At 54.9% G+C, this 16154-nt stretch carries 5 protein-coding genes and 2 pseudogenes; 6 read left to right on the top strand and 1 reads right to left on the bottom strand.

Annotation, left to right across the window (positions count from 1 at the left end; genetic code table 11):
• Positions 1-111: 111 nt before the first annotated feature.
• From DQG23_RS10805 to DQG23_RS10785, 6 genes and pseudogenes are all read left to right on the top strand, one after another.
• A pseudogene (locus DQG23_RS10805) lies at positions 112-5247 on the top strand (Ig-like domain-containing protein); the annotation flags it as partial.
• 231 nt (positions 5248-5478) lie between these two features.
• Positions 5479-6063: pseudogene (locus DQG23_RS43950) on the top strand (chitinase N-terminal domain-containing protein); the annotation flags it as partial.
• Positions 6064-6200: 137 nt separating this feature from the next.
• Positions 6201-9563: a heparinase II/III domain-containing protein gene (locus DQG23_RS10800; RefSeq protein ID WP_158560400.1), complete on the top strand. Its 3363-nt coding sequence runs from the start codon at positions 6201-6203 to the stop codon at positions 9561-9563.
• A gap of 124 nt (positions 9564-9687) precedes the next feature.
• Positions 9688-12471 carry a CBM96 family carbohydrate-binding protein gene (locus DQG23_RS10795; protein ID WP_158560399.1) on the top strand — a complete coding sequence of 928 codons (2784 nt, stop codon included), beginning with the start codon at positions 9688-9690 and terminating at the stop codon, positions 12469-12471.
• Positions 12472-12558: 87 nt separating this feature from the next.
• Positions 12559-13434, top strand: coding sequence for a sugar phosphate isomerase/epimerase family protein (locus DQG23_RS10790; RefSeq protein WP_113030850.1), 876 nt, complete (start codon positions 12559-12561; stop codon positions 13432-13434).
• Between the two features lie 32 nt (positions 13435-13466).
• Positions 13467-14444: an AraC family transcriptional regulator gene (locus tag DQG23_RS10785; protein ID WP_158560398.1), complete on the top strand. Its 978-nt coding sequence runs from the start codon at positions 13467-13469 to the stop codon at positions 14442-14444.
• Here the strand turns inward: DQG23_RS10785 and DQG23_RS10780 are convergent.
• On the bottom strand, positions 14396-15976 hold the full coding sequence (locus tag DQG23_RS10780) for an FAD-dependent oxidoreductase (RefSeq protein WP_113030848.1): 1581 nt from the start codon (positions 15974-15976) through the stop codon (positions 14396-14398). The two genes, DQG23_RS10785 and DQG23_RS10780, sit on opposite strands and share 49 nt — an antisense overlap.
• Positions 15977-16154: the final 178 nt, after the last annotated feature.

The following is a 16154-nucleotide window of genomic DNA, read 5'->3' as shown; positions in this document are numbered from 1 at the left end:
AAAGTTTATACAGTACTTTCGGGGGAGCCCCCGTTAAACACAGGAAACGCTTACCGCTCCTTGCCGCAGAAGGCGCAGTTGTCTCTGCGGCAAGGGTCTCATCTATCGTGAATGGGAGTGACGACCATGTACAAATCAAGCGCCAGAATAATCGCTTGCTGGATGACGTTCCTGCTTATGTGCGGAATATTGCCGCCAACCCTTCTATTTCCTAACGCCGCTCAAGCTGCGGAGCAAACCGCATTTTATGTGTCGCCTATTGATGGAAGCGATTCCAATCCGGGGACGTTGACGCAGCCGTTCGCCACTATTCAGAAGGCGCGCGAAGCCGTGAGAAACGTCAATAGCTCGATGACCGGAGATATTGCCGTATATCTGCGCGGGGGAAACTATTATCTCGATTCGACGATCTCCCTGGACGAAAGAGATTCCGGATCGAACGGTTATCAGGTCGTGTACCGGAATTATCCGGGGGAGGAGCCGAAAATTTACGGAGGAAAACCTGTCGCGGGTTGGCAGCCGTACCAAGGCAATATTTATAAAGTTCATGTCGGTACGGATTGGAAGTTTTATACCTTAATCGAAGGCGAAGAGCGCAGCGTGATGGCCAGGTATCCGAATCAGGGCTATCAAACGGTCAAGACGATGGATGCCGGTTCGCCAAAAACGAAATTCGGGTTTGCGGACGGCGATATTCCGAATATAACCAATCCGAAGGATTTGCAAGTGTTCGTTTGGCCGGGGGGCATATCGGGGACATGGAATTGGATTACGAACACGTTGAATGTTCAAACGTTGGACTACATAAACCGTTCGGTAACCGTTAACGGGGTTGCGAGCTATGAGCTCGGAGCCGGTACCCGATACTATCTGCAAGGGGCGCTCGAGCTTCTCGATTCGCCCGGCGAATTTTACCTGGATAAAACCGCCGGCGACTTGTATTACTGGCCGAGAGGACAATCGCTGGACCGCGTGATCGTGCCTAAAGTCCAAAGAATCTTCGAAGTGAAAGGAACGGCCGAATCGAGCCTTGCTCACGATATCCGCTTCGAAGGGCTTGCGATCATGGGGGCGGATGCCGCCGAGGCGCTGCCCGGCGATGCCAAGCATGCGGCCGTCTACGTGGAAAATGCGATTCGTATCGAGGTTCGAAACAACAAGATTCACGATACCGGGCTGATGGGCGTCTTCCTCAATAACTATGCCCAAGACAACGTCATCTACGGCAACCTGGTCTACAATACCGGGTTTACCGGCATCCGGATGATCGGACCGCAAACGCTTCGCTACATCAATAAAAATAACACGGTTGAAAACAACCACATTTATAATACGGGCATTTTACAAGGCGACGGTGCGGGAATCACGATGAATTTGAGCGGGGACAACCGGATCGTCCATAACCGCATCCATGACAATCCGCGGTTTGCCATTTCGTTCGGCACCGGGTGGTATTCCGCATTTTTGGGCAAAACGATCGACGGGGTATTGGTGACCAATAACAACTTATCCGACTTTTTGCATGCAAGAAACAATTTGGTCGCTTACAACGAGCTATTCGACGCTATGAAGGATTCCCAGGACGGAGGCGTCATTTATACGGCGGGAACCGGTCCGGGGAATGTCATTCGCAACAACAGGCTTCATGACAACAACATTGGGATCCACTTCGGCATGGGCATTTATTTGGACACCAATTCGGATCAGGTGAAAGTCGCCGATAATATTATCGATAACAATCAATGGAACGGAGCGGGAATTTTCTCGACCGCCATCATGGTGAGCGGCTTTAACGACATCGTCGAAAATAACATCGTTGCCGACAACAACATTGCGTCAAGCGGCAGCGCGATTACTCCCTATAACGCCAATCAGAAGCTTACAGTCGCACGAAATATTGTATTCAATAACGATCAAAACGAAGGATCCTTGTACAGCTTCAATAGTTGGAACGACTCTGTGTTCGCGAGCACGGATTATAATTTGTTCTACAATGACAGCGGGAAATACACGATCAAAGGATGGCCTATCGATTCGCAGTATTCCGTATGGCGGAGCACCCGTTACGACAGGCACTCGATAACCGAGAATCCGCAGTTCATGTCTCCCCAAACGGGCGATTATCGGCTCAGATACGATTCGCCCGCTTATGCGCAAGGGATTAGGGATATTGATTTTGCCGGCATCGGACTTCTGCCCGATTTCCGGTTCGGGGATGCCGCGGAGACCTTGGATCGGCTGTTCGTGAAATCCGGGGCAAGCGCAACGACCGCCAACGTGACGACAGGCGGACAGGCACAGCTTGAAGTAAGCGGACGGACCGTTAATGGAGCAGCTGCGGATTTGTCGGCAGCATCCGTCACCTATACGAGCGATCATCCCGAGATAGCTGCTGTGAATAGCCAAGGAACGATCACCGGCGTCAGTCCCGGCGTCGCTCAAATTACCATTGCCGCGAGCAAAAACGGGACGACGACTACAACCGGTTTCGATGTCATCGTCGACGATTCGTTTCAAGAGGTGACCTTGCATGCGGATAAAACGGCGCTGCTCGCGAATGAAACGCTGCCGCTGCGTTTGATGGCAAGATCCTTGTTCGGTCAGTATTACGACGTAAGCGAATTGGACATTTCTTACGGCAGCAGCGACGAGGCGATCGCGTCGGTAGACGGTCAGGGAGTCGTCACGGCGCATAACGTCGGGAATGTGCAGATTAATGCGACCATGACCAAGGATGGCGTTACGAAGCAGGGCAGCATTTCGATCGATGTGCGGGATACCGTCATGGACACTATCTCCGTTAGGCTAGCGGACCGAAACGAAGCCATAGGTTTTATGGACAAAGGGGAGTCGCTGCCGTTGACGGTTCGCGGCACCTTGAGCAACGGTCAGCCGGTCGATTTATCAGCCTCAAGCGTCATTTATGAAAGCGGCAATCCGGACGTCGCGACGGTTTCTCCTTCCGGCATCGTGACGGGCGTAGCCGAAGGGAAAGCGAATATCGTGGTCAAGGTTACGTACGAGGGAATCGCGGTTGAGGCCATTTTTCCGGTAGCGGTGCTGATCAACGATCAGGCGGAGGCGCCTTGGCAAATTATGCGATACGGAACGGCACAAGGCTATGTTACCGGATCGGAAACGGAATTTACGATGCTAAGCAGCGGAAAGGACGTGTGGGGCAAGACGGATGATTTCACTTATGTTTACCAAGAAGCTGCTTTGCCTGACGCTTCGTACGGATTTTCAATGACCGCAACGGTCCATGCCGTAGAAAGAACGAATGCGAGTGCGGCAGCCGGGATCATGATTCGGGACAGCGCGGCTCCGGATTCCAAAAACGTGATGCTGCGGGTGACGCCGAGCGGAGGGCTGCTCAATACGTATAGGGAAAACGACGGCGGCGATTCCAAGTTCAAGGGCGGCAAAACGCTTCCATTCCCTGTAGATATCAAGCTGACGCGGGAAGGAGATGTGTTTACAAGTTATTACAAGGAGAACGGCGTCTGGGTTAAATATCATGAGATTAATACCGTAATGATGGATAACCAAATGCTTGCTGGAACGGGAGTATTCTCTGTAACGGACAATCCGACCATAGCGAAAGTAGGTCAAGTAACGTTTGCGGCGGACAAACTGCCGTTCACCAAATTGATGGTATCCGCGAATCCTCCGGGCCAGACGTCGGTTGCCGCAGGCGGTTCCATACAGTTGTCCTTGGCAGGCATAGCCGGCGAACGTACGCCGATCGATTTAAGCGGCGTCCCGATTTCGTTCGAAAGCAGCAACCCTGCTGTAGCAACGGTAGACAGCAGCGGATTGGTCAGGGGAGTCAGTGACGGACCGGTCACCGTGACGGCAACCGCAACAGTCGACGGCGTTACAGTCAGCGGCCGGATCGCGCTTGCCGTATGGACACCCAAATTGGCACAGGTCGATTTATCCGGCAGCGTAACCGGTATGAGAGTCGGGCAAAGCCATAAACTGGCGGTCATAGCCAAGCTGGAGAACGGTGAGGATGCAGGCGCGGTATCCGTTGCTTACGCCAGCAGCAATACCGGCATTGCTGAAGTAAATGCGGAAGGCCTTGTAACGGCCAAAGCGAACGGCTTGGCGACCATAACGGCAGACGTCACGCTGAACGGCATCACGAAGCGTAAAGCGATCGCCGTAGTCGTCAATAACGGCGCCGTGTTCTCCGACAGCTTCGAGCAGGGACTCGCGAAATGGCAGGTGCATGCAGGTACGCCGAATGTTTCGGCATCCGGACCGAAACGCAGCGGCGCTTACGGCTTCAAGCTCGATCAGGACGTCGAAGCGCTCTACGCCGCGATGCCCCAGTTGACGAAAGGAGTGGTCGAAGCGTGGTTTTACGATAGTGGAGCTGCAGGAATCATGGGCGTTGTTGCGCTGCAGAAAGATTTTATGGCGGGGGTGATCAGTTCAAGCTCCGCAACTAATTATTCGGTAAGAATCGGCAACAATTATACATTGGCCGGCGCCCGAGAGGCTGGATGGCATCAGGTCGTGTACGATCTCGCATCCGCTACCGGGAAAGTGAATATTTACGTGGACGGCGAATTCGTCAAGCAAGCCGCTTTGAACGGATTTACCCAGTTTTGGATTATGGATATATGGGCCGGCAAGACATCGAATCTCATCTTCGACGATATTACGGTTTACCGAACGGACGGCCAGCCTGCCGATCGGCTGGAGAACGTGACGCTAGCGACTGCGAATTCCTGGCTATTGCTCGGCGGTACGACGGATGTTTCCTTGACGGGAACCATGACAGGCGGCCAGACTGCGGACTTGAACCAAGCGGTAACGACGTTTACGAGCAGCAATCCCGAAGTTGCGAGCGTCGCTAGCAGCCAGACGGCTTCCGGCGCCGTATACGGAAAGTTGACCGCCCTTCAAGAGGGCGTCACGGAAGTGAGAGCTGCCGTAACGTTGAATGGGGAAACGGTAAGTTCGAATGCCGCGACGGTGATCGTCGATCAAACGCCGCCTGTAACCGATGCGCAAGTCGACGGGATCGAAAACGGCGGCTGGTACACGAACGGCGCAACCTTAATGCTGTCGGCTGCAGACATTGTCTCCGGAGTGGACCGAACCGAATACAGCCTTGATAACGGGAGCTCCTGGAACGTATACTCGAGCCCAATTACGTTCGATCAAGATGGAAGCTACACGATCAGCTACCGATCGAAGGATCGGGCGGGCAATGTGGAAACGGAGCGGACTATTGCTTTTCGAATCGACATGACGGCGCCGACGGCTTCGGTTGCCTACAGCGTCACGACGCCGACGAATCGACCCGTCGTCGCCACAATAACGCCGAGCGAGCCTGTAACCATTACGAACAATGGAGGGTCGAACAGCTATACGTTTCTGGCGAACGGAAGCTTTACGTTTACGTTTGTCGATGAAGCGGGAAATACGGGTACGGCGACGGCTATCGTGAACAATATCGCCACGAGCGCGGGCGGGGTGCCGGGCAAGCCGTCGCTATCGGACGATAACGGCCACGATACGGGAATCATGGACGGCGACTACAAGGTCACCATGAACCTGTGGTGGGGGAATAATGGGACGATTTACAACCTGTACGAGAACGATGTACGGATCGATACGCAAATGCTAACCGACAGCTCGCCGAGCGCCCAGTCGACCGTAACGTCAATTACGTACAGGATGAACGGCACTTACCGGTATGTTGCGGAGCTTGTGAATGCGTTCGGCACGACGCGAAGCGACGTCCTGACCGTGCGTGTCACGGATGCGGCGCCGGCCAAACCGGTTCTCTCGCACGATAACTGGGACGGGGACGGTAGTTTCCAAGTCAGCATGAATATGTGGTGGGGCACTAACGGATCGATGTACAGGTTGTATGAGAACGGCGTGCTCATCGATACGCAAATGCTGACCGATCGAACACCGCAAGCGCAATCGGCCGTGACGTCGATCCACGGCAAGCAGGCGGGTGTGTATGAATATCGGTGCGAGCTTGTCAACAATGCCGGAACCGTATCGAGCGAAACGATGATTGTAGCAGTAAACTAGCAGCCCAATAGTTGCTTATGGATGAACAGGTTTGTTGGGGAATTAGCGTAAGGGCAAAAGAAAGCACCGCTGCAAACCGGGATCTACCGACCAAATCCCGGTTTGCAGAAAGTGATCGAAGGCGAGGCATGCATCCAATGACGAAGCATTATTACGTCGATGTAAACGAACAAACAACGTGGACATTGCCGGCTTTTGCAATCGACGGCCAAGAAGAACGCATATACGGGATCCGCTATGAGGCCAAAGGCGCTGCCGGATTAACCGTTTACCCCGATTTTTACCGCACTTATACAGCGGAGGGAAGCGAACGGCAAACGGTCCGGGTAGAAGACAGAATGAACACGATGCGCACGGAATTGACGGAAGATTGGCAGACGGTCTATTTTGAAGCTTTTACGAAAAAGGATGCCGTCCTGCTTGAGACGGGAATCCGCATAGCGGGGAGAGGGAGGGCGGAATTCCGCAGCCTTCGCATCGTCGAGGGAGGATTTGGCGAGCATGCGCCGTTATACGGTCCACCTGATTTAACATGGATCAACTCGCTAAGGGGCAATGTGGAATGGGAACATCAGGTGTCCGAGCCGCTCTCTCCGGATGCCGATGTTTTGCCGGAGGATGTCGTGCCGTACTTGAATATCCCGGTAACCGGACTGATCGAATTGGTGCCGGAACGACGGCCGTTTCCGTTCGAAAGCGGGTTGTCCGGCACGTACATGTACAGATGGGATGTGCGTCAACCGGATGTTTTGTCGGACTTGGAGGGGAATGTTTTTGATTATAGCGCCGTTTACCCGGTAACCGGCTTCGATGAAATCGCGGCGCCGAGCGGCAGGATCGTCTCTTATGCCTATCACAAGACGCCGGCGGGTAAAAAGATTTATCTCGACAAGCTGATGACGACGGCCAGAATTTATCATTTGTGGGACGCGGCCGACCGGTTGGCGGCGTATTTTCGCGCCACGGGGGATGAACAGGCTGGCGCTCGGGCGGCAGCCATCCTGCATGCGCTTGCCAAAGCGGTTCCGGATTGGCCGATCTATGGACTCCCCGAATGGAACATCCCGGATGAGCAGTTTATGCCTTCCGACGGTTACGAGTATTGGTTCGCATGGATCGGGTTCAAATATTGGTACACGGTCGGAACCCGAACGTTGATCGGGCGGCTGGTCCGTACGTACGGCGATTTGCGAGAACCCCGAATATGGGAGGAAACGAGCCGAATTACCGGCAAGGACGCACGGGTGGACGTAGTCGAAGCTATTCTCCATACGGCCCGTATGACGTTGAAATACGACGCCTATTACCGCAACGATCCATGGAAGTTTTACCATAATACGATCGGTTTGCAGGTAGAAGCGCTTGCGAAAGCCGGTCTTGCGGTCGGCTGTCCCGATCTGATTCACTATGCTGCCGATAAAGCAAGGGGGGCGTTCCGGTATACCTTCATGGCGGACGGCATGTTCCCCGAAAGCGTGTCGTATTTGCGCGATATGGCGCTTGGTTTAAGCGATGCGCTTAAAGCGATAGAAGGATATTCCGATCCGGCGGGATACCGTTATCAGCCGGACGGATCGCGATTTGACCGGTATGCCGTCCGGGAGCAAATCGGAAATTGCGCTCAAGCTTTCGGGCTGCTCGATCGTCTCCGGTTCCCGGACGGCCACTTGGTCACGTTCCATGATACATGGGCGGGCTCCGTCTATCCGAGCGGGGAATGGAGCGAACCGGACGATTATGTGAACCCGCATCGGCGCAATTGGACGAATGCGCTGCTGCTGCCCGAATTCGGGCATGCCGTTCACGGCTTGGGGCAGCATCCCTATACGATGGAGGCGCACTTGCACTACTCGGGCAAATACAATCACGGGCACTCGGATATGTTGAATTTTACGTTGTGGGCGAACGGCGACGAATTGGCTGCGGATCTCGGCTACACGCATCTCGGCGGGTACGCGGTAACCGCAGCCGCACATAATCTGGTGCTTGTGAACGGCGAGGATCAGCATGCTACGGATGCCGGGCATTTGCTGGCATGGCATGCGAAGCAAGGCCGAACGCAAGTGAGTCAGGCTTGCGATAATGGGCAAGCGTATCCGGTCACCGACCTGTACAGGAGGACGGTCATCAGCGTTCCGGTTTCCGGGCGAATGAACGTCATTCTGGACATATTCGAAGTTAGCGGCGGTCAGCGGCATGAATGGATGGCGAACGGCTGCGCCGATTATTCGCAAAATCTGGCGAGCTCGCTTGCTCCTTACCGGACGTTCGACAATCTGGACGAGAAGGGGGAAGTCTTTATTCCCGGACCGGCCAAAAAAATTCATCAATCATCCATCGATCCGAAGCTTCCTTATGATCAACCGGGTATGCAAACGAACTATTACGGAGCGTTCCGCAATGTGAAAGCTTGCCGTAACGATCTGCCGTGGACAGCTGCGATGTCGGCCGCATTTCCTGCTGGCGAAACCGGGGCGGGGCTCGGGCAGCGGGCGAAATCGGTTGAAAGCAAGCCGGGCTTGCGGCTTCATTGGCTTGCTCCGCAGGACGGAGAGGTGTATTTATGCGAAGCGCCGAGAAACCGGTACTTCCATGAGCTGCAGGACATTGAGGAGGCCATGGCCGCATGGCCGCATCATGTGATGCCGAAAATCATCGTTCGGCGAGAGGGGGCGAGCTTGCAGAGCACCTTTGCGTCCTTATGGGAGCCTATCATCGAGGCATCCGAACTAACGTCGTGCTGCCGGCTGGAAGAGATAGACGAACAGGACGGTGTAGGAGCGGCGATAAGCGCCGGCGAAATATCGGCAACCATCCTGTACCGCAAACCGGAAAGCGAAAACATGCTGGCCGCAGGGGGCGTCATGTCGAACGGGAGCTTCACGGTTGTCAAGCGGCGGGAAAACGGGCTGGAGCTGGATCTAATGGAAGGAAGCGCAATTAGCTGCTGCGGGCTTCAAGCTGAGCTGGACGTATGGCCTTCCCTTCGCATAAGCGAGGTTGCCATGGACGAAGGCTGTCCCTGCTTGCTGGCAACCGGCGAATCGGGCCACGCCGCTTACCCCGCGACAATAGACAAACAGCCGCACGCGGGAACGCACATCCCTGTTTTGCAGCAAGGGAACGGCAGCAGATGGCTCCCCCTGACCGGAATCAAGCGGGTGGGGGGCGATCTGTACAAGCTTTATCTCGACCGGGATCCCGGCTTCGTTTATGACGCTCGCCGCGGGCAGCTGAAGGAAACGTTCAATCCGTATCGTTCGCTGCTTGGTGAATTGACCGTTCGTTTGCCTGCATGGCTTCATGTCCAAATCGACAAATCGGCTGGCGCCGTTACAGCTATTCGCGTGGCGTGCAGCGGGACGGTCCGATTGACTTTAGACAAAGAAGCATGGCCCATTGCAGGTCCAATTGAGCTCTTTGTGAACGGGGAACCCCGCAATTGCGAGGCTAAGGAAATTCAACACAATCGGCGGGTGATCGTAATACCGATCGGGTGAGCGCTCTGATTCATGTTTATCATGAAAGGGGGTGATGCGTAATGTAGCCGATTGCCAGTCTTCCATTGTACCTGCAATGACCGAGAATCGATCGAACGTTATTGAGACAAGGAGGCAAATCGAAATGTCCAAAAGAATGTTTATTCTGACGTTGATGGCAATCATGATGATTACGGCATTCACCCCACATTCGAACAATTCCGCCTCGGCTGCGCCGACAACCTATTACGTCTCCCCGACCGGCAGCGATTCAAACGACGGCATGTCTTTGAGCACGCCTTTCAAAACGATTCAGAAAGCTGCGAACGTAATGGTTGCGGGAGATCTTTGCTACATTCGGGGAGGCACTTACCGGGAGACGGTTATCCCTGTCCATTCCGGTACATCGGGCAATACAATCACTTTCCAAAATTATAACGGCGAACAAGTGACGGTCAGCGGGCTCGATCCGGTTACAGGCTGGAGCCTCGATGCAGGTTCCGTCTACAAGGCGGTGATGAACGGGACGCTGGGGACGAGAAATCAAATATTTGTGGACGGGGTCATGATGAATCTTGCACGGTGGCCGAATCAGACAGGTACGTTGACTCAACCGACGTTGGCGACGGTTGGCAGCGTCGATCCCGGTTTGCCGTCCACTACGATCATCGACAGTCATATACCCGGGGGCGACGATTTTTGGAACGGCGCTCAATTGTGGATTCCGAGCGGGGTGGCCTACTGGGCCTACACGAGTACGGTGACGGATTATGACGCGGCAACGCACAAGCTGACGTTTAACTCCCTTCCGGTTTCCGGCTCTTACGACCCGGTTGCGGGAAATAAATATTTCCTATCGGGCATCAAAGCCGCACTGGACACCCAGAAGGAATGGTGGTACGACAGCAATGCCCAATTGCTCTATCTGTGGGCACCGGGAGGAGCGGACCCTTCCACGCAGACGGTAGAGGCCAAGAAGCGAGACTATGCGTTCGATTTGTCCGGCCGCTCTTATCTCGACATAACGGGCATCGATATTTTCGGCGCAAGCATCAATACGGATGTCGATACAAGCCATGTCACGATCCGGGATATGAAAGCCGAGTACATCTCTCACGATAATGCCGCCGGGGCGGGTTACCCGATCAGCATCAAAGGGAGCGACATCGAGATCCGCAATTCCGAACTGGCTTATTCGTCGTCCGCGATCCTGGTTGTTGAAGGATCGGACAACAGGGTAATCAATAACTACATCCATGACGGCAACTATATGGCCACAAGTAATCCGATGATCTATACCAAGGGGAACCGGCTGCTCGTCAGTCACAATACGGGCACGGAGGCCGGACGGGCCGTGATCGGCGGCGGCGCGACAGACAGCCGCATTCAGTATAATGATTTCTCCTTTGCAGGACGTCTTACGAAGGATCTGGGCGTCACCTACATGGCCAATACGGACGGTCAAAATACGGTGCTCAGCTACAATAAGATCCACGATAACGCTGCACCTTCCGGGGTTGGGATTTACTTCGATCAGGCTACGCAAAATTATATCATCCACCATAATGTCGTCTGGAACACGCCGGGCGCAGGCATTCTGCTCGGGACGCCCAGTAATTACAAGCTGGTGTATAACAATTCCGTCGATGGTTCAGCCAAAAACTGGACCGCCGTCTACGGTGTCGACATGTACGCTACGCACGTGATGAATAACATTTTTAAATTGAACGGTCTGTTGACGTCAAATCCGCCTGCGTGGATGAAAAACAATCTGTTCAGCACCAGTCCGGGTTATGTCAATCCTGCTCCGGGAGGTGCCGATTACAACCTGCAATCGACTTCTCCCGCCGTTAACGGGGGCATGGAGATTGCCGGCATCACCGATGGCTACGGCGGCGCTGCACCCGATCAAGGCGCCTATGAATACGGCAATACGGCGTGGAAAGCAGGGCATGATTTCGCCAATCCGCCGAATCCGACCTTTACAACGGTGGACACCACTTACATGAACCGGGTGAAAAACGGGGGATTCGAAAACGGCGATTTCACCGGCTGGACGAAAACGTTCGCTCAAACCGCGCAGGTCGTCTATGATCCCGCCTGGTCAAGGACGGACAAGAAGGCAAGGCTCAATAATTACGGCCTGCAGCTCGGTACCGGGATTGATGCCGTAGAGCAAACGGTAACGGGGCTTTCGCCGAATACCTCTTATACGCTGTCCGGATGGGCCAAGGTTGAACCGGGCGAGTCCGTCAGCATCGGCGTGTCCGGTTACGACGGAGCGGCGGCGACATCACGCGCTGTTACCGATACCGGGTGGACGCAGGTCACGATGGACTTCATAACGGGTGCGAGCGGCACCTCGGCAACGATATGGTGCAAGAAGACGGGGGCCGGCACAGGCTATGTCTATTGCGACGATATCGGACTGATCCGCAAAGTTCCCGATCTGTATGCGGCGGCCGACGCTTATGTACAAAGCGGCACGTTCGGCAACGACAATTACGGTACAAGCGCCGATCTGAAAGTGAAAGCGACGACGGACGCCGATACCAAACGGGCTTCATTCCTTCAGTTCGACGTGAGCGGGATCAGCGGGACGATTTCAAGCGCAAAGCTGAAGCTGTACGTCAGTTACCGGAACACGACCGGTCCTGTGGAAATATTCCCCGTGGCCGACGATACCTGGACCGAGGGCAGCATTACGTGGAACAACAAGCCGACGGAAGGCGCCGGCAAGCTGGCTTCGGCTTCGATTACCGCAGCGGGAGCTTGGTACACGTTCGATATTACTTCCTATGTGCAGAGCGAGCATGCAGGCGATAAAATCGTCAGTCTTTGTCTAAAGGATTCCACCAACGCGAATGCGCTGATTCATCTGGGCAGCCGGGAATCCGTGAATTGGCCGGTTCTTGAAATTGTTCAGTAAAAATAGCTTTTCGGAGGAGAGGGGACGTAAGGATGAAGGTCCCCTCCTCCGCCGATTTCCCATTATCATTCGAGGAGCGGCATATAAATGAAACCATCTAACAAAATCGGCATTCTGATTGACGGATACCGGGTAGGCTTGCAGCAAGGACTCCATCTAGCAAAAGAAGCGGGAGCAGCAGGCGTGCAGTTTTTCGTCGGGGACGGCGAGCTTAGTCCGGAAAACCTGACGGCGTCGGCCCGCGCCAAATTGCGCGGCGATATAGGGGCCCTCGGGCTGGAAATATCCGCACTATGCGTATGGCTTGGAGGGGAAGGGTACCGACACAGGGAGACAAACCCGGGAAAGCTGGAATTGTCCCGAAGGGTCATCGAACTGGCCAAGGAGCTCGGTACGGACATCGTGACTACGCATATCGGGGTGATCCCTTACGATCCCGAGAGTGAAATTTATGCGGCGATGGCAGAAGCTTGTAATGAGATCAGTCTTTTTGCGGAAAGCATGGATGCCTATATGGCGATTGAAACCGGCCCGACAACGGCGTATCACTTGAAAAGCTTTCTGAGCGGCATAGCCGGCAAAGGGATTGCCGTCAATTACGATCCCGCCAACCTGATTATGGTGACCGGCGACGATCCGGTGCGCGGCGTCCATGAGCTGAAGGCGTACATCGTGCATACGCACGCCAAAGACGGTATTCGTTATATGGCGGTAGACGCGCGCGAGATCTATACGACTCCCGGATATGAATTTCAGGAGGGGGGCAAGATCCGTGAAATGGTCAGAGCCCGCGAAGTGTACCGGGAAACGCCGCTCGGCGAGGGACATGTCCGGTTTCCGGAATACTTGCGTGCATTGGCGGATATCGGTTACAAAGGGTATTTGACGATTGAACGCGAAGGCGGGGACAATCCGGAGGAGGATATACGCCAGGCGGTACGGTTTTTGCAAGCTTCCCGTTGAATCGAATAGAAGGATGAGGGAGAGGGATGAGCATGCCGGAGCGGATGATGCCGGAAATCATGAACGGTCGCGGATCGACCGTAGCGAATGCCTATCTGGAAAGACGATTCGATACGTTCCCCGTTCATCTGCAGCTCGATACGCTGCGTTCGCATAGCCGCAGCATGCATACGCAGCGGGGAATCGAAATCAATTTGTCGCTGGAAGGCGATGCCTATTATGTCGTAGGTACAAGGGTTTACAGGCAAATGCCCGGGCAATTGATGCTTGTCCCCGGGCACTTGCCTCATCAAATCTATGTCGATCCGAGCTGCAGCTATCGAAGGGCGGCTCTTTGTATCGATGGGGAGGGGCGGAGCAGGGCGATGCCGCAATGGCTGCCCCTTCTGCTCCAATTTCCGCGGTTATCGGTGTCCGGGTGCAGCCAGATGACGCTGCCGCCGGAGAAGATGCATGCCATCCAAGCTTCCCTGACATCCATATATGATGAAATGAACCGTCAACATGAAGCCGGCTGGCAGCAAATGGTCGTTTCGCATGCCATTCAGCTGCTCGTTCTCATCGAGAGGAGCTTCCAAGCAGGCAGCGAATCCGCTCCGGTTGGCATAACCGCTCCGGCAGGCCAAGGCTTCGATCCGGCCGCCATACTCGACCCGATTGAAGCCTGCTGCCAATACATTCACGGCCACCTGAAGGAAGATCTTACGCTGCAAAAGATAGCCGACCGGTTCCATTTCAGCCCGGAGCATTTGACAAGACGGTTCAAGCGCAACAAGGGGATTTCCCTGTATCAATACGTCCTTCGGCAGCGTGTTCTTGAGAGCAAGCGGATGCTGCTGCACGAGCCGGGCATGACGATGACGGATATCGCCTATGCGGTCGGCTTCGGTTCATCCCAGCAATTCAGCAGAGTGTTCAAAAGCGTGCTTCGCACGTCTCCAAGCGATTTCAGGAGAACCGGTCACGACGGCCAAGACAAGTCGATCCCTTGCCGGACCAATAAGGCTTGAAAGTCTTCCAGCAGCGCTTGCCGATTGCGCACCTCGCGGGGGGACACGTCCCGATCCAGACTAAATACGGCGAGCAAGCCGGCTGCTTCGCCGATACTCCATTCAACGGGATGAAGCCTGTAACCACCGTTCGTAATATGCGTGGTTCCGATATTTTTGCAGGCCGGCAGCAAGTTTTCCAAACGAATAGGCAGCAGGCTGCCGAGCGGAATTTGAAACGGCAAGCTGGCAAAATCGATATACGACCGGTTGCCGGAGCTCGGATGCAGATCGATATGGTAGTAGCCGATGCCGACCGAATCCGCGAACGATGCCGCTTTGCCGTCAGGCCGGCTATGCTTGGCGATGTGCTGCTCCAGGACGGTAAATTCCGCCTGAATCCTTCGCGATTCCCGCACATACGGGTATTTGGCAAGCCCGTCTTCCGTGTCGAACACATCTTTGCGCAAACGCAAGCCCGGATAGCCGGCTTTGCCGTCGGGGCGCGGCGCCTCGGTCTGCATCCAGTAGAGGAGCGACAAGCTAAGCTCCTTCGCCATTTTCAGATGGCGGTTTCGCGTTTCGTCGTCCACGTCGATAATCGGCCCGAGGAAATAATCGTTTTGCGGCCAGTTGACCAGCGAAATGTCGCTCTCGTAGGTTCCGGGACGGAAAAGGCTCGCATCGATCAGACGTCTGTAGGTGAACAGGGAGAACCCTTTCCAATAGGACAGTCCGGGCTCGCCGGGAAACAGGTTGTAACGAACCGGCTCCAGTGTGGAGGGCCGTACGCCTGCCCAGCTTAACAGACGATCCGGCCAGAAGGAGGGTTTAAAATCGCGCCAGAAGGAATAGCTTTCCGGTCTGGAAATGGTATGGTTCTCGCCTTCCCGGTAATCCATGGCAAAACAATACGTAAACGCCTGCATATCAAGAGGCTGTGCCGGACCGTCGATCGCGTGAGGTTCGCCCGTGTCCGCCTTTGATTCGGAGCCGGTGACGTATTCCGCGCCGGCAAGCGGAAGCAAGTCGCCGCATTCGGTGGCATCCAGAAAGCAAGAAGCGGCAATAACGGTGTTGTCCCCCGTTGCGGAGCTTCTTGCGGTGACGGAAACGATCCGGTCGCCCGCCATTTCGGCTTGCAGCGGGACATGCTGCGTCAGGATAGCGACCTGCCCGCTATGGATGTAAGGGGCCAGCATCTGCAGCAGCACGGCAAGCGCGGTTCGCGGCTCGTGGCAAAGCGGGCTGACGTTGCCGTTGCCCGGATTCAGCAGCGGGTTGTCGTGCGCCGCTTTCGTAAGCGGGAAGTGGTTCCGATAATAATCCCGCACGCCTTCCCGAAATTGACGGTAGCGGCGCGTGCATCCATGCGTTTCGATCCATGAGTGTTCGTCCGGCGGCACTCCCTGACTGGTCAGCTGGCCGCCGATCCATTCCGTTTCTTCCGTCATAATGATCGTTCTTCCCATGCTTGCAGCCGCGAGCGCGGCCGCACAGCCTCCAAGGCTGCCGCCGATAACGGCGACATCCGCATGTTTTTCCTTGATCATGTCAAATCCTCCCGGCATCCATGGTTTCACCGTTTTGCTGCCACTCATTCGAGTGTATACCCGGAGTCTAGCAAAATCTTGTACGGCGCGTCTTGCCGATTTTTGACGTAAATAACGGACGCATCAATAATGATCAAGACATCTCCCTGCAGGACGTTTATGCTGGAATCAGTTATTG

The sequence above is a fragment of the Paenibacillus contaminans genome (genome assembly GCF_003285015.1).
Lineage (GTDB): Bacteria > Bacillota > Bacilli > Paenibacillales > NBRC-103111 > Paenibacillus_V > Paenibacillus_V contaminans.
Note: the sequence above shows the minus strand (reverse complement) of the source record. Positions and strands in the feature narration are given on the sequence as shown.

What these genes read in the sequence shown, in the direction of transcription:
- DQG23_RS10800 (WP_158560400.1), top strand. Translation starts at nt 6,201, where the DNA reads ATGACGAAGCATTATTACGTCGATGTAAACGAACAAACAACGTGGACA.
- DQG23_RS10795 (WP_158560399.1), top strand. Translation starts at nt 9,688, where the DNA reads ATGTCCAAAAGAATGTTTATTCTGACGTTGATGGCAATCATGATGATT.
- DQG23_RS10790 (WP_113030850.1), top strand. Translation starts at nt 12,559, where the DNA reads ATGAAACCATCTAACAAAATCGGCATTCTGATTGACGGATACCGGGTA.
- DQG23_RS10785 (WP_158560398.1), top strand. Translation starts at nt 13,467, where the DNA reads ATGCCGGAGCGGATGATGCCGGAAATCATGAACGGTCGCGGATCGACC.
- DQG23_RS10780 (WP_113030848.1), bottom strand. Translation starts at nt 15,976, where the DNA reads ATGATCAAGGAAAAACATGCGGATGTCGCCGTTATCGGCGGCAGCCTT.